The sequence below is a fragment of the Amycolatopsis sp. SID8362 genome, from assembly GCF_010550475.1.
Lineage (GTDB): Bacteria > Actinomycetota > Actinomycetes > Mycobacteriales > Pseudonocardiaceae > Amycolatopsis > Amycolatopsis eburnea.
Genome location: NZ_JAAGNB010000180.1, coordinates 23,463 through 42,896 on the forward strand (window position 1 = coordinate 23,463; position 19,434 = coordinate 42,896).

Consider the following 19,434-nt stretch of genomic DNA (forward strand, 5'->3'; position numbering starts at 1 on the left):
AGGAGCTGAACCTACACCCCTCAGCCGCAGGCCGACTAAGCCCGTCAACGGGGAACGGCGGAGCTTCACTCCCGTAGGTTTGTCGCGTCCCAATCGATGTGGTGCTGCGTCAGCCACGCCGCCGTGTTTCGCGGTCCGCCCTTGAGTCGCTTGCGGATCGCGACGTCGCGGATGAGCCGCTTGATCGGCCCCGGTGTCGCGGTGCCGCCCATCCGCGCGCTCGTCGCCACCAGCTTCTCGACCCGCTCGCGCCGCTGCGCCTCATAAGCCCGGAACGCCGCCGGCACGTCCGGCTCGTCGCGCAGGCACTTCGCCAGCACGACGGCGTCCTCCATGGCCATCGAGGCGCCGTGCCCGGCGTTCGGCGCCGCGGCGTGTGCGGCGTCGCCGATGACGATCATCCGGCCGGTGTGCCAGCTCGGGGTGGAGGCGATGTCGTAGCCGTTGCTCGCCCGGATCTCCTCCGACGCCTCGACGATCGCGGCCGCAGGTGACCGATCCCCTCGCAGCAACCTCGTCGCTCGCTTCTTCCACTCCTCGAGCGACGTCTCCACCAGCTCGGCTTTCCGCAGCTCCGAACCCGGGATGTTGACGAACCACCAGGTCTCGCCGCCGGGCGCCGTGGTGTAGGCGAAGAAGACGCGCTTGCCGTAGATCATCCGGTACACACCCGGCATCGGCTCGACCGGTGCCCGCTGGGCGTAGCCGCACAGCACGACCGTGCCGGTGTAGCGCGGCTCGGGCGCGTCCGGGTCGATGACGACGCGGGTCGCGGAGTGGATGCCGTCCGCGCCGATCAGCAGGTCGCCTTCCTTGCGGGTGCCGTCGGTGAAGACCGCGGCCACGCCGCTGTCGGTGTCCACGTCATCGAGGCGCTTGCCGTGCTTGATCGTGATCCCCCGGCACTCGGCCTCCTCGTGCAGCACCCGGTACAGCTCGGCGCGCTTGATGGTGTGCGGCCCGTACGTCCCGGCGGAGCCGCCACCGATCGGCGCTTCGCCGAGCGGCTTGCCCGAGCCGCTCCAGAACAGTGCGCGGTCGGCCGGGAAGGACGCGTCCAGCACCGGCTTGTCGGCGTCGATCGCGTGCAGCGCGTCGAAGCCGTTGTTCATGATCGTCATGAACGCGCCGACGTCGTCAGCGCCATGCGTGTACGCCTCGTACACGACCGAGTCGATGCCCGCCTTCTGCAATGCCATCGCCGCAACCGGTCCGGCGATGCCTCCGCCGATGATCAACGCCCTGGTCATCCCGCTCCCCTCGTCGCCAAGCCCCGTGCCAGCCGAACCAGCTCGCGAACGTCCGCGTCCAGCCCTTCGCCCGCCGGCAACGCCACCGGAATCGCCTTCGTAGGCGCGGGCTCGCCGGCCGCGTGCGCCCCGAGGGCCTGCTTCAGCCGGCTGGGAAGATCGGCCGCGTCGTCGGTCTGCGTGAGATACGGGCTGATCCGGACCAGGCCGTCGCGGCACTCGACGACGCGGCGGTAGTACCTGCGGTGCGTTCCCCTCAGGCGGAACGCGTCGCGCCATGGCGCAGCCGGAACGCGATCCAGCGCGTCGTCGGGGAACTGCGAGTGCAGCACCGTCCACAGTGGCGCGAGCTGCCGGTGGAGGCGTCGGTGCCGCCACCAGATCCGCATCGCGCCGAGCCGGGTCGCGACCGCCGGATACGTAACTCCGAGCAGGAACAGCAGGACGCCCGGCATCAACAAGAAGGTCGCGGCGAACGCCCCCAGCGCCGTCCCCGCCGATCCGGAGTCGTCGGTGGCTCCGACGTCGTAGAGCAACGTCACCACGATCGCCGGTACGAACAGGCAGTTGGCCACGACGATGGCCACCAGGCCGATGGCGGCGATCCGCAGACCGCGCGCCAGCCTGCCGACGGCCTCGCGCGCGTACCGGTGCGCCCACACCGCGGCCGCGGCGAAGCCGATCGCCATGAACACGTCTGCCGCGATGAAGAACACCGCCACGCTGGGCACCGACTGGTCGTTGGTCCGGACGGACACCGGCGTCGCCAGCGCGGCGACGACGAGCACCGCCTCGGCCGCCAGCAACGGAATCGCGTACCACCCGGCCCTTCGGCGCGCGGCCGCTCGCTCGCGCGCGGAGAACAGGAAGAAGCACACCAGGCTGTAGACCCCGACCAGCAGGAGACCGTGCTGCACCAGCCGAGAGATCATCGGAGGGAGGCCGAGCACGTGCGCGCCCATGTCGGCCGCGGCGCCGAACGGGAACGCGATCGCCAGGCAGGCCACGAGCGCCGTCACGCTGCGAAGAGCGGTGTTGCGGGGATTGCGGGCGAGCCGCAGCACCAGCCACAGCAGCACGATGGCCGAGACGATGCCGTAAGCGGCGACAACCGGTGTCACAGCCAGCCCAGCCGTCCTTCGAGGGCAGCGTCCATCTGCCGGGCGAGCCCGCTCGTGCCGCCGCTGACGACGACCTCGTCCACGACCGACGCCCACTCCAGGATGATCGTCGCCGTCGTCTCGGCCTCACGCTCCTGATCGGTGTCGTACGAGGTGCGCCTCAACGCCCGGCGAACGGCGTCCGGCTCGAGATCCGGGTAGCGCTTGCGGAGGCTGTCCGGCGACATGTCGGGGTAGAGCCCGGCGAGCAGCTCGTCGTCGCACGGGTCGCTCTGGTGGCCGGCCAGCAGGTGGCCCAGCTCGTGCAGGATGATGTGGTTCTGGTGCGACTTGCTGGTTTCCTTCTGGTACAGGATGTAGTCGGCCTGGCGGGTACTGATCCACGCGCCGAACGGTCCGGGCACCGGAATGGGGTGCGCCAGCAGGCGAATCGGTTTGCCCCGCTGCTCGCCGACGCGCCGGCACAGCTCCACGACGTCCAGCGGCGGACGGATGCCGAGCTCGTTCAGCAACCGGCGGCACCGCCGCCGGAGCAACCGCTCGTTCATCGCTCCCCTCCCCTGCTCACTCGGTCGCTTCGCGCTCCTGCTCGGCCTGCTGATCGCGGTAGACGACGTCGAGCAGGTCCATCACCAGCTGCCGACGGTGCGGCGACAGCTCGCCGGCCCGCATCGCGATGCGCTGCGCTTCGTTGTCACCGGCCTGCGCCTTGAGGCGGTCCCGCTCGTCGGCGAGTTCCTTGAGCTGCTGGTCGACGCGGCCGGTGACGTCGTCGTCGAAGAAGTAGTTGAACGGCACGCCGAAGTACTTCGCGAGCCCCTCGACGTGCTTGATCGTCGGGTTGTCCCGCTTCCGCTTGCGCAGCTGCCAGATGTAGGTGCCGGAGATCTTCGTGCCGGTGGCCGTGATCGACTCCGCGACGAAGTCGTTGCTGTACTCGTCGCCGTCCGGCGACTTCGTGACGGCGAACAGGTGGTTCAGCTTGTCCGCGAAGTCGCGTCGCTCGGGACGTTCGGCCATCGTCCCCCTCCTCAGCTCCCCTTCGAAAGTACCGCCGAAACAGCGCTTTAACTCAGATTAAGACCTGATCAGGTGAATGACTGTTCGACAGTTGAGACACGACCTGCGAAAACTTAAGATCAACAGCCTGGGGTGATCGAACCGGGGAGGGCCGATGACTCGACCGACGACACAGGTGATCACCGCCGAGGACGCCGAGCGGCTGCGCAAGCTGCACGACGCGAAGCAACTCTTCGGCGGCGACTGGATGACAGCGATCCTGCTGGCTTTGAAGAGCGGGCCGAAGCACTACACCGAATTACTCGGCATGGTCGGCTCGCTCAACGATGCCGCCGCGGCGAACAGCTGGTCCGGTCGGCCGCGGGTCCTGCACGCCAGCGTCCTCACCCGCACGCTGAAGACCATGACCGCCGACCGCCTGATCGTCCGACACCAGGAGCCTGGCGTCTTCCCGCCATCGGTCGTCTACACGCTCACTTCGGATACCAGAGAGGCGCTCGACGCGATGCAGCCATTGGCCGACTGGGTCAGCCGGCACGGCGACATCGTCGAGCAGGCCCGGCATCGCCGCACCCTCCGTGCTCGCCGGTCTGCTTGAGCGTTTTCACAGCTGCGCGAGGGTTCCGCCGACGAGGGCGACCGCGACCATCGGCGGCCCCATCGGCACCTGGCCGTCGCGGAACGAGAACCTGCCGAGCAGAACGCCCACGAGTCCGGCCACCGCGGTAACGACGTAGGCCGCGATGAAGCCGCCCGGTACCCACGTCCAGCCGAACCAGCCCAGCAGGATCCCGACGCTCGGCGCAAGCTTGACGTCCCCAGGTCCCGGCTGCCCGGTCAGCAGGTACGAAACCAGCAACGCAGCACCCCAAGCGACGCCACCGGCGAGCGCTCGGAGCCCGGCTTGATGGCCGATGATCGCGGCGACCACGACGACCCCGCACAGCGGGAGGCTCAGCCGGTCCGGAATCCGGTGCTCGACGACGTCGACCGCCGCGGCCGGGATGCCCAGCACGACGAAGGCAGCGCCGAACGCGATCGCGGCCGGCGCCCAGAGCGCTACCGCGGCTGCGGCGACCGGCGTGATCGCGACGACGTACCAGCTCGGGACCTTGGTGTCAGCAGTCCAGCGCAGAAGACGAACGAGCAGGGGCGTGAGCGCCAAGCCGACGACAACCCCGACCGCCAGCCGAACCATCATCGCCATCCGGCACCCATCCCATGATCACTGGATCCGAGATGATCATCGTAGGGACGAAGTCGCTGGTCCGCTCGGGCATCAGCTCCCGCAAACCGACTTCGGACGACGCTCAGGCAAGCCATCCGGCGCCCCGCTGACGTCTTCAGCCAGCACGTGCAGCTCGAACCGCGCCGTGTCGTAGCCGCCGGCTTCCCAGGCGAGGTCGCTGTCGCCGATCCGCCATTCCCGGCCGGTGGCCCGCTCCCTCAGCAACCACGCCACGACGACCTCCCGGCTCCACGATCCGACCACGACGTGGCGAACCTATCAGACCGCTAGAACATGCGTTCGATCCACGGCCTCACGTCGCGACCCACGAAGCTCCGTCTCCTCGCCGCAGCGACCCCACCCGCCGTTCCAGTTCGACGGCCGCGGCGTTGTCCCCGCGCGCAGCGCGCCGCAGGAAGCTGCCCAGTGTGTGGAGGTCGCGGATTCGCACGAGGGTGCCGATGCCGGCCCAGTCGCGGAGGTCGTAGCCGTAGGCCGCGGCGAAGGCGTCCAGTTCGGCGCTCGAGCGACCGAACCGAAGGCCGCCCTGGACGGTGTTGGCCAGATCCAGCTCGCGAGGGCCCCAAGCCGGCTCGTCCCAGTCGCCGAGCCGGACGTCGGGCCCGTCCCACAGGGTGTTGCCCGGGTAGGCGTCCCCGTGGATGAACCCGACTCCGAGCGGGAAGGTCAGCTGGTGGAAGTCCTCAAGCAGACGTGCGCGTTCCTCGATCAGCCACTGCCGATCGTGTTCCGGCAGCGTCAGGTCGACCGCGACGACGTCCGCGAACGAGGACAGCGGTGCCGCGGACGGCAGCTCGATCGGCGGATCAGGAAGACGGTGCAACCGGTGCAGCAGGCCGCCGAGGTGGCCCGCGGAAGGGACGCCACGCTCATTCTGCGGATAGAACCGCCAGAACGTGACCACACGATCGCCGAGGACGACAGGCTGCTCGACCTCGGCCGGCTGGGTGCAGGGAAAGCCGTGTTCGGCCAGCCAGAGCGTGAGCCGAACAGCTCGGGTCGCTCGATCCCCTTCGGCCTTCGAAGCGACCTTCACCACGACGCCGGAGCCGCCGGCGAACGGGAGGAGATACACGTCGTTGGCGTGGTTACGCAGGGGCGTCGCGCCGGCGAGGTCGAGACCCGCGCGGCGGCAGGCGGCATCGAGCACTTCCGGCAGAACGAGGTCAGGCACATCCCGATGGTAGAGCGCGGGGTCGTTCGACGAGGTAGCCGGTGAGGCCGTCCGACAGCTCGCGGGCGGCGCGGTGCTGGCGGCCGGCCAGCTGCCGTGCTCGATCACGGAGCGTGGTGACCGCCTCGTCGAGCTGGCTGATCCTCTCCGCCGGGGGCAAGTCGAGGATCTGCGCGACCGACGCCGCCGCCCCGTCGAAGTCGTCCTGGCCGAGGCACGCGTGCGCGTGGTCCAAGCGCGCCAGGGCCAAGTCACCGTACGACCGCTCCTCCGGCGAGCCCGTCTCGTAGGCCCGGATCGCCTGAGCGGAAAAACGTTGCGCCGCATCGTGTTCACCGAGAAGCGCGTACGTACCGCCGACGTAGTAGACCTTTTTGGTCGCCGGGAACGACAGCAATCCACCGAAGCCCTCCACCGAGTCCGCGGACGCGAATCCGCGCTCCGGGAGCTCGTCGAGACGGGCGAGCAGTTCATGCGCCGTGTCAGCTCGTCCCGCGCGTGCCGCGGAACGCGCGGCGATGGCCAGCAGGCGCTGCCGCGTCTGGAGACCGGCGTTGTACTGCAACCCTTTCAGGGCATCGGTCACCGCGGCGGCCGGCCGCCGGGACCATTCGTGGAACAAGGCCGAAGAACCGCACGTCCAGGCGCGCAGCGAGGTGCTGTCCACCGCGGTCGCCAGCGTCGCCGCGGCCCGGAGATGCTTCAGAGCCGCGCCGTGATCACCGAGGTTCTGGCTCGCGTGGGCGAGCAGTATCGAAGTGACTCCGGCAAGGAACATCAGGTCGTGGGTCTGGCTGGGACGTTGAGGCGTCCGCAATGCCTGCGTCAGGGTGTTCTGAACGTGTCGCAGGTCCTCGAAGACGGCGGGCAGCGGGGCGTGAACGTACTCGACAGCCAGCCGGCCCAGCTCAGCTCGCTGGTACTCGATCAGGTCGGCATCCGAGCCCAGTGCCGCGACCTCGTTGGCCAGTTGTTCGGCCTGTGCAGCCGAATCGACGACCTGCGCGCGCGGTTCGCCTGCCGTCCAGTCCTGCGGCACTTCCCCCGCCCGCTGGTGAAACTGCGCTCGCACGGCGGGCGAAGCTTTCGTCAACGCCACCGACAGCAGGTCTTGTGCCTCGCGTCCCGGGTTTCGCGGATTGGTCTTCCGGTTCCACTTGGCCACCGTCGACCGGGACAGTCCCAGGTATTCGGCGAACTCGCCGAGGGTGTACCCCATGGCCGCACACAATGCGGCCGCGCGCTGGGCGGTCCATTCTTCCATGGTCGTCCCCCGTCATTGTCTGTCGTTCAGTGTGAACGAAGCGTTCTTCGAGGGCAACGGACAGGCCCCGAAGAGGCCCCGTTTGTGCCCGCCCCGGCCCCCGGAGGCCCGATCTTCGCTTCCCCCGCCGCGAGCTGTTGATCACGCTGTATGACATGGACAGCAGCGAACGAGGTGAAGAGAACGGATGGCCTTCGGCCACCTACCTGCGTTATGCGGAGGAAGCCGAATACGTTCACCTCTGCCGCGTCCTGAACGGGCTGCGCCGCTTGTCCTCTTCGGACGCGCCGCGACCCTCGATCGGAGTTCCCATGTCCCGCGACACCACGAAACTCCTCGACGCGATCGAGGCAACACAGTGGCAGATCGGCCTGCTCGCCGTTCAGCTGCAGGACGGTACTGCGACGTCGGACGAGGAGCACCGAGTCGCCGACAAGGTCGAGGAACTGCTGGACCTCCTCCAGTCCCATGCGGCCGACGTCGACGCGGGCGTCATCCCGGCCCCGCGGTATCACCTACTCACGGAACGGCGTTCGGCATGACCGACGGACCTTCACGCTGCCCCGGCTTCTATGTGCTCGGCTGCGCGCTACGAGAGCTTCGCGAAAGCCGAGGTATGAGCCTCCGCGAATTGGCCGGCAAGCTGGGGTTCAGCCCGTCCAGCCTCTCCGGCTGGGAAACCGGAGAGCGGTCGATCGAGTCCGGGCAGCTGGGCTGGATTCTCGGCTATCTGCGGGTTTCGCCCGCCGAACGCCAGCTCTTGATGCAGCTTCACCGGCAATCCGAGCGCACGAGCCATGTCGAAATCCTCACGCCGGGCGAACCCAGTCTCCAGGACGTGTACGAACGGCACGCGCTTCGCACGTTCCAATGGGCCCCGCACGTCGTGCCGGACCTTCTGCAGACGTCCGCGTACGCACACGCGGTCCTAGGACACGTCCTTCAGGCGGACGAAGTCGACCAGGAGATCTTCACCCGGCAGGTCCGGCAGCTCGACCAAGATCGGCGGCACCGACACACCGTCTTGCTGGGCTCGGCAGCGGTGAACCACGAACTCGTTCCTCCGGAGGTTCGGCACGCCCAGCGGGACCACATCACAGCGCTCGCCGACCGGCGCCTGGTGAAGGCCGGCGTGGTCAAGGAGAACCCGGCTTCCGCCGGGACGACCAAGCCCTTCGTCATCTACCTGACCGAGAACAACGTCTCCACGGTTGTTCTGCCGCACGAGCACACGGCTGTCTACCTGTCCGATTCGGTCAGTGTGCGGCGCTACTGGTCCACTTTCACAGCCCTGCAAGAGAATTCGGTCGGCTACGGGACGTTGGCCGACGCGTGTTGAGCGGCCGGAGCTTCCGACGAGAGCAAGGAGCAAAGCGGTAGCCGGCCGAGTGCAGCTGCACGACGTGCTCGGGCAGCCGCTCGGCCAGCCGCGGCTTCAGCGGCACCTGGTAAGGGCCGGTGGCCAGCACGACGTGGTCGGCAGTCAGCTCCCCGGCCGAGGTCGTGAGCCGGAACCCGCCGCCGGGCAGCTGCCGCAGCCGCGTCGCCTCGACGCCATCGTGCAGCGGGACGCCGAACGCCTTCACGTAGTTTTCCAGGTAGGGGAACCCGGGCAGCCGGCATTGCCAGTTCGGCGTGACCAGGCAGAAACTGTCCCAGCGGCGAGTCCGCCATTCGTGTCCCGCGCGCTCGCGTTCGAGCACCACGTGCCCGACCCCGGCAGTGGTCAGGCAGTGGGACATCGACAGTCCCGCCTGGCCGCCGCCGACCACGATCACCGGCCGGTGCAGGCCGTCGAACTGGAAGTCCATGCCGATCAGCGCACCGGCGACCCATGTAACGCATGAGCACTCGATTCCTTAACACGTCGAATCAGCGCCAGTCCCGGTGAGACCGGCCGGCGATGGCCGGACAACGATCACGGCACGGGGCAAGGCAGCGCAACCCTGACGAATCCTCATTCGTGCTCAGGTGTCGGCGCCGGTCCGGAAACCCGGATTCCCGCTGGAGGTGTCCAGCGTGTTCGCGATGCGGGTGGCGACTTGGCAGCGATTGCGGCGGGAGTCGCCCTTTTCGGTGTTGTGCACCGGGAAGCCCCTGCCAGGCGTTGCAGCGGGGTCCACCACTCCCGTGATCGTCACCGGACAACGATGTCAGTTGTGCGCGTCGGTGCTCGACGGCGACAGGGCGAACTCGCCGGTTCGCTTGTACACCGCACGACGACGGTGCCTGTGGCATCCTGGGGCGGGGGTGGATTGCCATCAAGCGTCTGTACGTGGATCTTGGTGCCGACGGGCGGGCCGCGGTGTCTGCTGCCGTCGGCAACGGGAATCCGCGGCAGGTGGGGGAACCGGTGCGGCTGGACTGGCCGTTGACGACGAAGGAACTCGCGGATCTGCGCTGGTACCTGGAGGACTACCTCCACACGCCGTTCGGGGTGTACGACGAGCGCGGCGGGCAGGTGGCGGGCCGGCTCGGCGAGTGGGGCGTCCGGGTGTTCGACGCCGTCTTCGGCGCCGGTCCGGCTCGGGACGTCGTCCGTGGCGGCCCGATCGAGGAGATCGTCTTCCGGTCGGCGGTGCCCAGGTGGCTGGCGCTACCGTGGGAGCTGGTGCACGATCCGGCTTCCCCGCAGCCGTTGGCCCTGACCGGCACCACCATCAGCCGTCGGATACCCGGTGGGTCTGCCGGGCCCGTGCGCATCGATTACCGGCGGTTGCGGGTGCTGATGGTGATCTCGCGGCCGAGGGGCGCCGGTGACGTCGGCTACCGCACGATCGCTCGGCCGCTGCTCGAGCAGCTGGCCCTGGTCCGGGACCAGGTGGAGCTGGTGGTGCTCCGCCCGCCGACCCTTGAGGGGTTGGCTGAGACGTTGCGGGCCGCGCTGGCGGCGGGTGAGCCCTTCCACGTGGTGCATTTCGACGGGCACGGCACGAGGTTCGCCGACACCGGTGTTCTCGGGTTCGAACGTCCCGATGGCGGCGAGGACCCGGTGCCCGCTGGTGATGTGGCGGAGGCGCTTGCCGTGGCTGGGGTGCCGCTGGTGGTGCTCAACGCCTGTCATTCCGGCGCGATCGGGAAGGAACTGGAGGTATCCATCGCCACCCGGCTGCTGGCCGAGGGTACGTCTTCGGTGGTCGCGATGGCCTACAGCGTGTACGCGGTCGCGGCCGCGCGGTTCATGACGGGGTTCTATGCCCACCTCGTCGCAGGTGGTCGAGTCGCCGACGCAGTCACCGTTGGCCGTAGCTGCCTGGCCGCCGAGAACACGCGGCCGAGCCGCAAGGGTCCGCAGCCGCTGTCGGACTGGATGGTTCCGGTGCACTACTCGTGCCGTGACCTCGTGTTCGAGCACCAGTCCGCACCGCCGTCCGGCGCCACCGCGGGTCAGGCGGCAGGCACCACCGCGTCGGCCGGACAGTTCGAGGCGCACGACGCGTTCGTCGGCCGGGATGGCCTGTTCTATGACCTGGAGGTCGCGGCCCGAATTCGCGGAGTGGTGCTGTTGCACGGCCCGGCCGGGACCGGCAAGACCGAGCTGGCGAAGGCATTCGGGCGGTGGTGGCGGGACACCGGCGCGGTCGCCGAGCCGAACCTCGTGGTCTGGCACTCCTTCGAGCCCGGTAGTGCTTCGTTCACGCTGCAGGCGGTCTTGTCCGCCGTCGGAACGCAGCTCCTCGGCACGGGTTCCGAGCTGCTCACCCCTGGCGAGCGCCGCAGGCGGGTCCTGGCGGCGCTGGCGGCTCGGCGGGCCTTGGTGGTGTGGGACAACTTCGAGGCGGTGCACTCGAAGCCGGACCCGGCCACGGCCATCCCGCCGCTCGACAAGGCCGGCCGCGACGAACTGCTTGCCTTTCTGGCCGAGGTGGCGGCGGGTGGCCGCAGCGCGGTGCTCATCACGAGCCGGTCCACCGAACCGTGGCTCGGTGACGTCCGGCGGCTGCCGGTGCCTGGCCTTTCCGGCGAGGAAGCGAACGAATACGCCGACCACCTGCTGGCGAGGCACCCCGGCGGGCAGAGCCGCCGCGAGGACCGCGCGTTCGGCGAGCTGATGGAGTGGCTGGACGGCCACCCGCTGAGCATGCGGTTGATCCTGCCGCGGCTGGACGACACGCGACCGAGGGCTTTGCTGCACGAACTGCGCGGGCTCCGCCCGCTCCCGGACGACGACGTCGGCAGCCGGACGACCTCGCTGGCGGCGAGCACCACGTATTCCCTCAACCACCTGTGCGCCAAGACCCGCAGGCTGCTGGTGGTGGTCGCGCTGTTCCACGGTGCCGTCGACGCCGGCGTGCTTGCCCTGTTCTCCCAGCAGCCCGCCGTGCCGACCAGGTTCTCCGACGCGGACCTCGACGCCTGGACCGCGGCCCTGCGCGAAGCCGGCGATGCCGGGCTGTTGAGCCCGTTGCGGGGCTCGACCCACGCGGTCCACCCGGCACTCCCGGCCTACTTGGTCGCCGCGTGGCGCGCCGAGAGTCACAACACCTATGTCATGGAACGCGCAGCGGCCCACATCGTCCTGCTTGATGCCTTCGTCGCCTTCGCGGGCTGGGCGAGCAGGGAGATCGACAGCGGCAACGACGGCGCCCCGCTCGCCATGCTTGGGCTGCACCGGCGCAACCTCGGCGACCTGCTGACCTACAGCCTCAAGCGACAGCGCTGGCGCGCCGCCCGGATCATCCTCCAAGCACTCGACCGGTACTGGTCGGCCGAAGGTGCCCAGCAGGAGGCGCTGGGGTGGACCGACCAGGCGCTGCTGCGGCTCGAATCCGCCGCTGCCGGACCACCGCCCCTCGACGGCCTCGCCGGTTCGGCGCGGATCGACCGCATGGTCTGGTTCGCCGAAGACAACACCGGCAAGCCGGAGAGCCCTGCTGCTTCCCTCTGGCGCTACCTGGTGATCACGCGGGCGCACCGGCTACACCGGGCAGGCGCACTCGATCGGGCCAAGCACGCCTACACCGAGATCTACGAGATCCTCGTGACCCACAAATGGGTGCCGGAAGTGTCCCGCAACGTCGCCGAGATCTGCGACGCGCTGGCCACGATCGCCGGCAAACAGGGACGCCAAGCGGAAGCCGGCTCCTGGCACCGCAAGCAGCGCGAACTGGCGAAAGTGCCCAGCAACCGGGCCGGGGTATCCCCCATGGACGACTACCGGGCCGGCCTGCTCGCCTACCGGGCCGGACGGCTCGACGAGGCAGAAGCCTGCTACCGCAGGTCTCTCGTCCAGGCGAAGAACGAAGGCGACTGGTACGGCGTCGCCGCCGACCACCGTGAACTGGGAGTGATCGCTCAGAAAAGAGGGCTGCTGGCGGAGGCCGAAGCGTGCTATCTCAGGGCACGGGACGCGTGCCGCATGCTGGCCAACCCGGCTCACGAAGCGGTGATCGAGATTTACCTCGGTTCACTCGCCCTGCGGCGCGGCGAACTGGCCGATGCCGAGCACTGGTTCCGCGAATCGCTCGTCCGCAACGAGCGGCTCGGCCTGCGGGCCGACACCGCACTCTGCTACTACTCCCTCGGCGTGGTCGCGCAGCACGGCGGTAGGCTTGACGTGGCCGAATCGTTTTTCCGTGGTTCCCAGGCAATCCACGAGGAACTCGGTGACCACGGCGGCGAGGCCCAGGCGTTCACGGCACTCAGCCGGCTCGCGGAGGCGCGCGGAGAGGCGGACAAGGCGTTGGAGTTCACGGTTCGCGCCATCGTGACACTGACCCGACACGCCAGGCCGGTGGACCGTTCCCTCGTGGGTGACCTGGCGCGCTTGGTGGCCGTCCAGGGAGCCGAGGCGCTGCAACGCTGTTGGCTCGGCGTGACCGGGAACCTGCCACCTACCGAGGTTATCGAGGCCATCGCCCGGTACTGACGACGAGAGGGATTCGCATGACGGTGTATGACGATCCGGTCCGGCAGATCGCCCGCGTGGCGGCGCGGCGCCTGGAGAACGGCCGTTGGCCCGGCCTGAAGGTGGCGACCGAGGCCGCCTTGGACGACCGGCACGGGACGACTCCGCACCGTCCAGCCGATCAGTACGTCGACGGGGTTTCCCTGGCGGCGTTGATCGTCGCGGCCGCCGACCTGGCCTGGGCGGTCTACGCCGAACTGCGCACCAAGTCCTCGAACACCACCCAGGTCATCATCAATCACCTACGCGTCGAGCTTCCCCACCCTCGGGTGCTCGAACCCGGTGACCGTGACCAGGTGATCGAGGTCGTCGCCGAGGAAGTCGTCCGCTCGCAGGACCAGGTCGACGACTGAGCTGCTGTCCGACAGCCCGGCTGAGCTCACGCACCGGCGCCCCGGTCGTCATCGCGCCACAGATCCGCGATTCGATCCGCTTCGGCCTGAACTGCCGAAGCGTCCGAGGCCATGGTGTCCTCCCGGTCCACCACCGGGGAATTGCGGCTGCCCAGGCGGCCGCCGATCCCTGGGTGAGGCGCGAGCCTGATCCGCTGCGCCACGCGCCGGGTCTCCCAGCGCGCCGGACACCCTCGGGGCACCCGCACCGTCCACGCGGCGAGATCGAGCAACGGTCCCTCGACCGGCCACCGGTACTGGTAGATCGAGCTGAAGGTCAGGACCAGACCCGTCGCCGTCCGCTCGACTCGGGGCGGTTCGATGTCCGGGATGTCCTCGTGACCGATCAGCAGGCGCAATTGGTCCGGTGTGGACAACACCTTGCTCACCGCGGAGGTGTAGGGATGGAACTCCGCCAGGATCTCGGCATAGGCGGTGGGGTCGAGGCCATCCTCCAACCGCCGGCCCAGCTCGGCGACGGCAGCGGCGTCGTTGACGTACACGTCGCGACCGTCGGCAAGCAGGAGGAACCCGTGGCGCTCCGCCGGGTTGCCACCCCCGTTGACGATGATGTCGTCGCGGACAGCCTCGACCACGTCGGCCACCCACGCCTCCCGGCTCACCGACCACGACGCGGCCTCCGACCCCGCCACCAGATGCCTGCCGGCACTCGTGGTCACCGCAACGCCGTCGGGCCATCGCCGCACCCGCTCAACCCCTTCACCGGCACGCAGGACATAGCGCTCCAACAGGTCAAGGATCACCTCGTTGGTGGTCATGACCGCCCCCATCCATCCAGCGCGTGTCGCCTCACAATACGGATCAACGGGCTCGACCGGGACGCCCACCAGCCGGGCCGAGGAACCCACCGGCAGCTGACAGAAGATCGTCGGCCCGAACGGTTCCGCTGTCGATCGCGGTTCCGGTCGTGCCCGCCACGACGACCCGGTCGGCGGTGACTGACCAACCGTGGCGTGGATCGCAGGCGCCACCTGGTCGATCACGGCCGGCGCGATTGGCCGTCGAGGAGACGGCAGCCCGCACCAGACGACGCAACACAGATCACGGCGGCGGTCACGAAGAACCACCGGCTCAACCGGCTAGGCTCCCGGAAAGCCACCACGGGCGCGCGAAACCCATCGAATTCACAATGAGTAATCGGAATGATACAATACGTTGAGCCGGGAGCCGGGAGCCGGGAGCCGGGAGCCGGGAGCCGGGAGCCGGGAGCCGGGAGCCGGGAGCCGGGAGCCGGGAGCCGGGAGCCGGGAGCCGGGAGCCGGGAGCCGGCAGCCGGCAGCCGGCAGCGTCTGGGATACGTTCGAGCATGAGCGGACCGTTCTGGTCGTCGCCCGGACGCTGACCTCCACGTACCGCCTCCTGGAAGCCGTCGATCTGTTCCGGGACGACTTCCGGGTCCGGTTCGTCTTCACGGTCAACGACACCTCGCCCTTCAGCGGGACCGTCCCCGAAGTCCTGCGTGAAGCGGGTGTGCCCCCGATTCCCTGGTCGTCGATCACCCGCGGGGAAACTCCCTACGACCTCGCCCTTTCCGCAAGCGAAAACATCGACTTCGACCACCTCACCGCACACACCGTCGTCCTGCCCCACGGGCTCGGCTTCAACAAGTACGTCCCCGGCAGCGCGGGCACCGGGGTGCGGCTTGCCGGCCTGCCACCGGAAGCGGTCCTCCGCGACGGCCGCGCCACGGTGGTGCTGCAGCATCCCGAACAACGCGAACAGCTGCTCGCCAGCTGTCCCGCCAGCGAAGGGCGGACCGCGGTCGTCGGCGACGCGGTGTTCGACCGCGTACGGGCCAGCCGCTCCGACCGCGCTCGCTACCGCGCCGAGCTCGGCACCGGCGACCGGACGCTGGTGACGCTCGCGTCGACGTGGCGACGGCACTCGCTGCTCGGCCGCTGGCATTCCCTCCCCCTACGCCTGCTGGGCGAGCTCCCCGGCGACTCCTACCAGGTCTGCGCGGTCCTGCACCCCAACATCTGGGCGTACTACGGCCGACACCAGATCACCCTTTGGCTGGCGTCCGCGCTGGACGCCGGCCTGCTCCTGATGCCCCCGCACGCCGGCTGGCAGGCCGCGCTGATCGCCGCCGACCAGGTGATCACCGACCACGGGTCCCTCGGGCTCGTGGCCGCCGCACTCGACAAGCCGCTGTTGCTGAGCGCCCCCACCGACGAAACGGTCGCCGGCTCCCCACCGCACGAGCTGGCCCGGACCGCCCCCACTCTCCTGCCCCCGGCCGCCTCTCCTCGACCAAATCGAAAAGGCACGCGCGGACCACCAGCCCGGCCGGTTCGCCGCGATCGCCTCACGGGTCTTCGCCCACACCGGTGCCGCGGCGGCGAACCTTCGCGACCTGATCTACGAAAAACTGACTCTTCCCCCGCCGGAATCGGCAGCGCCCCTTCGCCGCATTCCCGTGCCCGACCCACTTCGCCGTCCGGTGACGTCTCACCTCGTGCGGAACGTCGCACCGGAAGCGGAACTCCTGACCCTCACCAGGTACCCGGCGGCCGCCGTGCGCGACGGCGACGAGACCGACTCCCACATCGTCGCGGACGAAACCGAACCGGACCTGAAGGTGGGCGAACGAGCGGCTGCCGTCACCCGCCACCGTGTGCTCGCGCGTCCCGACGCCGATCTCTGGGCCCGTTCGACCCTCACCGCGAACCCCGGCGCCCGGCTCGCGGTGACGGCGACGCACGATGGCTTCTTCGCCGTGGTCCGCGGCACCGGCTCCGTGCAGGTCGCCGGAGAAGACGGGGACGTGGCGATCGCGGCATCCGCGATCTACTGCTGCTGGTTGTCCGGGTCCCTGCGAGACCGGGAGCTGACAGTGCGCGCCGGTCGGCGCGCGCTACGGCTGTCCCTGAAGTTCACGCCGGAGTAAGCCGGTCCAGCCGCTCCCTGAAATCGGCGGCCCGAGAGCTGCCGAGGTTCAGGTGGATCTCCGCCAGGCGGGTCAGGGCCGCGCGCGCGTCCGCGACCTCGCCGTCGGCCTCCGCGATCGCCAAGAGCTTCTCGTGCGCCTGAGCCTCGAAGTACGGGTAACCGCCCCGCGTCAGCAAGGCGACGGCCTGCGTCAGCTCGCGGTGCGCCAGGTCCGGCCGGCCGGCCGCGAACAGGACGGCCCCGAGCTCGGTGAGACAGCGGCCTTCCATCCGGGTGTCCGGCACCGCCCGGATCAGCGGCAGCGACCGGCGCAACGTCTCCTCGGCGAGGTCTCGCCGGCCGCTGCGGTGCAGCGAGCAGCCGAGGAAGAACGTCACGAACGCCACGCCCCGGGCGTCGTCCTGCGAACTGAAGAGCTCGATCGCGTGTTCGTAGGCTTCCGCGGCGGCTTCCGGTGCCGTCTCGTCGCGGAACCGTCCCACCAGCTCCCACACCGATGCCCGCAGCCGCACGTCCGCCGACTCCTCGGCGATCGGCAGCGCCTTGGTGATCAGCTCGTCTTCGGCGCGATCAAGCCTGCCGAGATCGGTCCACGCCCGCGACACGAAGCTGCGCAACCGCGCTTCCGCACGCGAATTGCCCACGTGGCGAGCCGAACTCGCACCGAGCTCGCTGGAGATCGTCCAGTCCACCAGGTACCGCTTGGTGACGTACAGCGCGGTCAAGGCTTCGGCGAGCTGCCACGATTCGGTGTGCCGCCCTTGTTCTGCCGCGAGCCGCTGCGCGGCGAGCAGAGCCTGCCGTTCGGTGTCGAGCCAGTCCAAGGCTGCGGCCTTGGCGCCCGGGCCGGTGAACGGCGATGACTTGGCCCGCGTCAGCTCCGCGGGCGTGCACCGATAGCGGCCGGCGCCCAGCACGGCCTGGTCCGCGAAAGCCGCTTTGACCAGCAGGTGGTCAACGAGGCGCCGCAACGCCGCGTCCTGCTCGTCGGCCGGGTCCCGGAGCCGGGCCAGGTGCGCGGCATGCCGGCGAACCATCGGATGCAGGGAGAGCCTGCCGGTGGATCCCACGCTGAGCAAGCCCGCGTCGTCGAGCGACTCCACCAGCTCGGCGACGACGGAACGGGGCCGGTCGACAACCGACGCCACGACATCGAGCGGCAGGTCGGGCCCGGGCACGAGCCCCAGCAACCGGTACAGCCGGGCCGCCTCCGCGGACAGCGCGTCGTATGCGGCCGAGAACACCGCGGACACCTTCTCCTGGCCGCGCGCGGTGAACGCGTTCAGCCCGCCGTCATCCTCCGCGATCCGCTGGGCCAACGAAGCGATCGACAACGCCGGGCGGGCGACAAGACGGGCCGCGACCACCTTCAGCGCCACGGGAAGTCCCGCGCACTGCCGGACGAGTTCCGCGACCGCCCCCGGTTCGGCTTCGGCTCGCGGGCCGACGAGCTCGCGGAGCAGGTGCGCACCGTCCTCACCGTCGAGCGGTTCCAGGGGAATCGGCTCGGCGCCGTCGACGATCAGCTCGCTCAGCCGCCCGCTGCTGGTCACCAGAACGGCGCTGGCCTGGCTGTTGGGCACGAACGGCAGCACCTGCGCGGCGTCGGTGACGTCCTCGAGCACGAGCAGGACCGGCCTGTGCGCGGTGATGGTGCGCAGCTGGTTCGCCCGTTCGGCCAGCGAGGCGGGAAGCACTTCCCTCGCGACGCCCAGCGCGTTCAAGCAGGAGGCGAGCGCGTCGGACACGGACAGCCGTTCGCCGTCGACCGGGCCGAAGTCGACGTGCAGGTCGCCGCCCGGGAACGCGTCGGCGTCGCGCGCCCCCTGCACGCACCGCCGGACGAACGCCGTTTTGCCCACGCCGGGCAGTCCCGAGCAGACTCCGATCCGCGGGGCACCGGGCCGCCGCAGTTCCCAGAATGCAGCCATCCGGCCGAAGTCCGGCAGCCGGTTGACGAACACGCGCGGTCCCAGCGGAACCTCGTGCGGGACGACCATGCAAACCCCCCGTCGCTCGAAATACCGCCACCTGCCCCTGGCCGGGGTGACCTTACCGCGAACTCGTCGGCTCAGAACGGACAACTCGCGTCCGGGCATCCCGGCACCCGGCTATCGCCCACTCGGGGTTTCACGCGGCAGCGCCGAAGCCGCAGCGGCCACCAGCGCGGAAATGGGGCGTTGTCGTGCACTGCACGCCGGCGGGCGTCACGCTGGCCGGTGGCCGCACCATGATCGGGGCCGACCGCCGCGTAGCCGCTTCCGGATCGAGGCGCCGTCATCGCGGCCTTTGCGCCGTCGGCAACGGATGGACCGGCACGGCTGGGCGCGCCTGCAGCGAGGCGAGGTCGCGCCGTGCACCACCCACACCGGCGCCGGCAGATCCGAGACCGGGCTCGGCGCCGGACCAGCCTCCGCGCGGCGGTGCGCGACGAATCCCGGCGGAACCCGATCAGCCCGCCGATCGACCGCATGATCAGCGGAAAGCGAAGTCCCCGAACAGATCCGCACTTTCGCCGACCGGCTGTGCGGTCCGGTTGCGCATTCCTTGGATCCGTCCGGACTGAACGCGTCCAGGCACGCCTTGCGCGGCCGCTGGTGAGCCGCTACCTCCCCCCTCGTGGCGCAACACGGCAAAGACCTCGGAGGGTTTCTGCGCGGGATGAACTTCGAACCGGACGTCGACGAAGTTCGCGGTCATGCTGATCCGGTGTGACCACGTGCGAGTGGTCGTCGTTCGCCGTGCATCCTCCCGAGCCCGGTTCGCTCTGCCACCCTTGACCCGTGCTCCGCATCTCGGCCGAGTACAGCGGCGAGCCGAACCCGAGGAACGCGGAAGAGCCCCGCACCGAACCTCGGTGCGGGGCCCCTTCGAGCGGTGTTACTTCTTCTTGGCGGCCGACGTGCGCTTGGCCGGGGCCTTGGCGGCGGCGGGCTTCTTCGCCGCGGCGGTCTTGGTCGCGGCCGGCTTGGCGGCGGCCTTGGCGCGGGTGGTGGTGGCCTTCGCCGTGGTGGCCTTGGCCGCGGTGGTCTTCGCCGCGGTCTTCGGGGCCGCCTTGGTGGCGGTGGCCTTGGCGGCCGGCTTGGCCGCGGTGGCGCGGGTGCGCGTGGTGGTCGAGCGCGTGGTGGCCGGCTTGGCGGCGG

At 69.7% G+C, this 19,434-nt stretch carries 20 protein-coding genes; 6 read left to right on the plus strand and 14 right to left on the minus strand.

The window, feature by feature from the left end; genetic code table 11:
• Positions 1 to 65: 65 nt before the first annotated feature.
• Genes G3I65_RS06425 through G3I65_RS06440 form a run of 4 tightly spaced genes read right to left on the minus strand, consistent with a single transcriptional unit; the run spans position 66 to position 3,391 of the window.
• Positions 66 to 1,250: an FAD-dependent monooxygenase gene (locus G3I65_RS06425; RefSeq protein WP_160695255.1), complete on the minus strand. Its 1,185-nt coding sequence runs from the start codon at positions 1,248 to 1,250 to the stop codon at positions 66 to 68.
• Complete coding sequence (locus G3I65_RS06430; RefSeq protein ID WP_160695256.1) at positions 1,247 to 2,371, minus strand: MAB_1171c family putative transporter; 1,125 nt, start codon at positions 2,369 to 2,371, stop codon at positions 1,247 to 1,249. Before G3I65_RS06430 ends, G3I65_RS06425 begins: the two co-directional genes overlap by 4 nt.
• Entirely contained in the window at positions 2,368 to 2,919 is a 552-nt protein-coding gene (locus G3I65_RS06435; protein ID WP_160695257.1) for a hypothetical protein, read from the minus strand. The genes G3I65_RS06430 and G3I65_RS06435 overlap by 4 nt, the downstream gene beginning before the upstream one ends.
• A gap of 16 nt (positions 2,920 to 2,935) precedes the next feature.
• Positions 2,936 to 3,391 carry a helix-turn-helix domain-containing protein gene (locus G3I65_RS06440; protein ID WP_160695258.1) on the minus strand — a complete coding sequence of 152 codons (456 nt, stop codon included), beginning with the start codon at positions 3,389 to 3,391 and terminating at the stop codon, positions 2,936 to 2,938.
• Positions 3,392 to 3,566: 175 nt separating this feature from the next.
• Here G3I65_RS06440 and G3I65_RS06445 point away from each other — a divergent pair, with 175 nt between their 5' ends.
• Positions 3,567 to 3,989 carry a helix-turn-helix domain-containing protein gene (locus tag G3I65_RS06445; protein WP_309235297.1) on the plus strand — a complete coding sequence of 141 codons (423 nt, stop codon included), beginning with the start codon at positions 3,567 to 3,569 and terminating at the stop codon, positions 3,987 to 3,989.
• A 6-nt stretch (positions 3,990 to 3,995) separates the two neighbouring features.
• On the opposite strand, the gene G3I65_RS06450 is transcribed toward G3I65_RS06445, so the two are convergent.
• From G3I65_RS06450 to G3I65_RS56385, 4 genes are all read right to left on the minus strand, one after another.
• Positions 3,996 to 4,598 carry an A24 family peptidase gene (locus G3I65_RS06450; RefSeq protein ID WP_239070644.1) on the minus strand — a complete coding sequence of 201 codons (603 nt, stop codon included), beginning with the start codon at positions 4,596 to 4,598 and terminating at the stop codon, positions 3,996 to 3,998.
• 72 nt (positions 4,599 to 4,670) lie between these two features.
• Positions 4,671 to 4,853 (minus strand): hypothetical protein, encoded by a 183-nt coding sequence (locus G3I65_RS06455; RefSeq protein WP_160695260.1) that lies wholly within the window; start codon positions 4,851 to 4,853, stop codon positions 4,671 to 4,673.
• Between the two features lie 79 nt (positions 4,854 to 4,932).
• Entirely contained in the window at positions 4,933 to 5,814 is an 882-nt protein-coding gene (locus G3I65_RS06460) for a phosphotransferase (protein ID WP_203612295.1), read from the minus strand.
• Positions 5,807 to 7,078 carry a hypothetical protein gene (locus tag G3I65_RS56385; protein WP_203612296.1) on the minus strand — a complete coding sequence of 424 codons (1,272 nt, stop codon included), beginning with the start codon at positions 7,076 to 7,078 and terminating at the stop codon, positions 5,807 to 5,809. The genes G3I65_RS06460 and G3I65_RS56385 overlap by 8 nt, the downstream gene beginning before the upstream one ends.
• Before the next feature lie 155 nt (positions 7,079 to 7,233).
• Here G3I65_RS56385 and G3I65_RS06465 point away from each other — a divergent pair, with 155 nt between their 5' ends.
• Complete coding sequence (locus tag G3I65_RS06465; RefSeq protein ID WP_160695261.1) at positions 7,234 to 7,620, plus strand: hypothetical protein; 387 nt, start codon at positions 7,234 to 7,236, stop codon at positions 7,618 to 7,620.
• Positions 7,617 to 8,417, plus strand: coding sequence for a helix-turn-helix transcriptional regulator (locus G3I65_RS06470; RefSeq protein WP_160695262.1), 801 nt, complete (start codon positions 7,617 to 7,619; stop codon positions 8,415 to 8,417). The genes G3I65_RS06465 and G3I65_RS06470 overlap by 4 nt, the downstream gene beginning before the upstream one ends.
• Here G3I65_RS06470 and G3I65_RS06475 read toward each other — a convergent pair.
• Both G3I65_RS06475 and G3I65_RS06480 read right to left on the minus strand, forming a co-directional pair.
• Positions 8,362 to 8,889, minus strand: coding sequence for an NAD(P)-binding domain-containing protein (locus G3I65_RS06475; protein ID WP_239070649.1), 528 nt, complete (start codon positions 8,887 to 8,889; stop codon positions 8,362 to 8,364). The genes G3I65_RS06470 and G3I65_RS06475 overlap by 56 nt on opposite strands.
• Positions 8,890 to 9,045: 156 nt before the next feature.
• Complete coding sequence (locus tag G3I65_RS06480) at positions 9,046 to 9,219, minus strand: hypothetical protein (RefSeq protein WP_160695263.1); 174 nt, start codon at positions 9,217 to 9,219, stop codon at positions 9,046 to 9,048.
• A 134-nt stretch (positions 9,220 to 9,353) separates the two neighbouring features.
• On the opposite strand from G3I65_RS06480, the gene G3I65_RS06485 reads away from it, so the two are divergent.
• Together G3I65_RS06485 and G3I65_RS06490 are read left to right on the plus strand one after the other, a co-directional pair.
• Positions 9,354 to 12,947, plus strand: coding sequence for a CHAT domain-containing protein (locus G3I65_RS06485; protein WP_160695264.1), 3,594 nt, complete (start codon positions 9,354 to 9,356; stop codon positions 12,945 to 12,947).
• Positions 12,948 to 12,964: 17 nt separating this feature from the next.
• A complete protein-coding gene (locus tag G3I65_RS06490) occupies positions 12,965 to 13,339 on the plus strand; it encodes a hypothetical protein (protein WP_160695265.1) in 375 nt (124 codons plus the stop codon).
• A gap of 26 nt (positions 13,340 to 13,365) precedes the next feature.
• Here the strand turns inward: G3I65_RS06490 and G3I65_RS06495 are convergent, their stop codons facing one another.
• Entirely contained in the window at positions 13,366 to 14,157 is a 792-nt protein-coding gene (locus G3I65_RS06495) for a hypothetical protein (protein WP_160695266.1), read from the minus strand.
• Between the two features lie 1,700 nt (positions 14,158 to 15,857).
• Here G3I65_RS06495 and G3I65_RS06500 point away from each other — a divergent pair.
• Entirely contained in the window at positions 15,858 to 16,289 is a 432-nt protein-coding gene (locus tag G3I65_RS06500; RefSeq protein ID WP_160695267.1) for a hypothetical protein, read from the plus strand.
• On the opposite strand, the gene G3I65_RS06505 is transcribed toward G3I65_RS06500, so the two are convergent.
• The 3 genes from G3I65_RS06505 to G3I65_RS06515 form a co-directional block, all read right to left on the minus strand.
• Positions 16,276 to 18,291 (minus strand): tetratricopeptide repeat protein, encoded by a 2,016-nt coding sequence (locus G3I65_RS06505; protein WP_160695268.1) that lies wholly within the window; start codon positions 18,289 to 18,291, stop codon positions 16,276 to 16,278. The two genes, G3I65_RS06500 and G3I65_RS06505, sit on opposite strands and share 14 nt — an antisense overlap.
• A gap of 475 nt (positions 18,292 to 18,766) precedes the next feature.
• Entirely contained in the window at positions 18,767 to 18,991 is a 225-nt protein-coding gene (locus G3I65_RS06510) for a hypothetical protein (protein WP_160695269.1), read from the minus strand.
• 180 nt (positions 18,992 to 19,171) lie between these two features.
• Positions 19,172 to 19,434, minus strand: a 263-nt coding sequence (locus G3I65_RS06515; RefSeq protein WP_203612297.1) for a hypothetical protein, incomplete at its 5' end; no start/stop codon positions are given.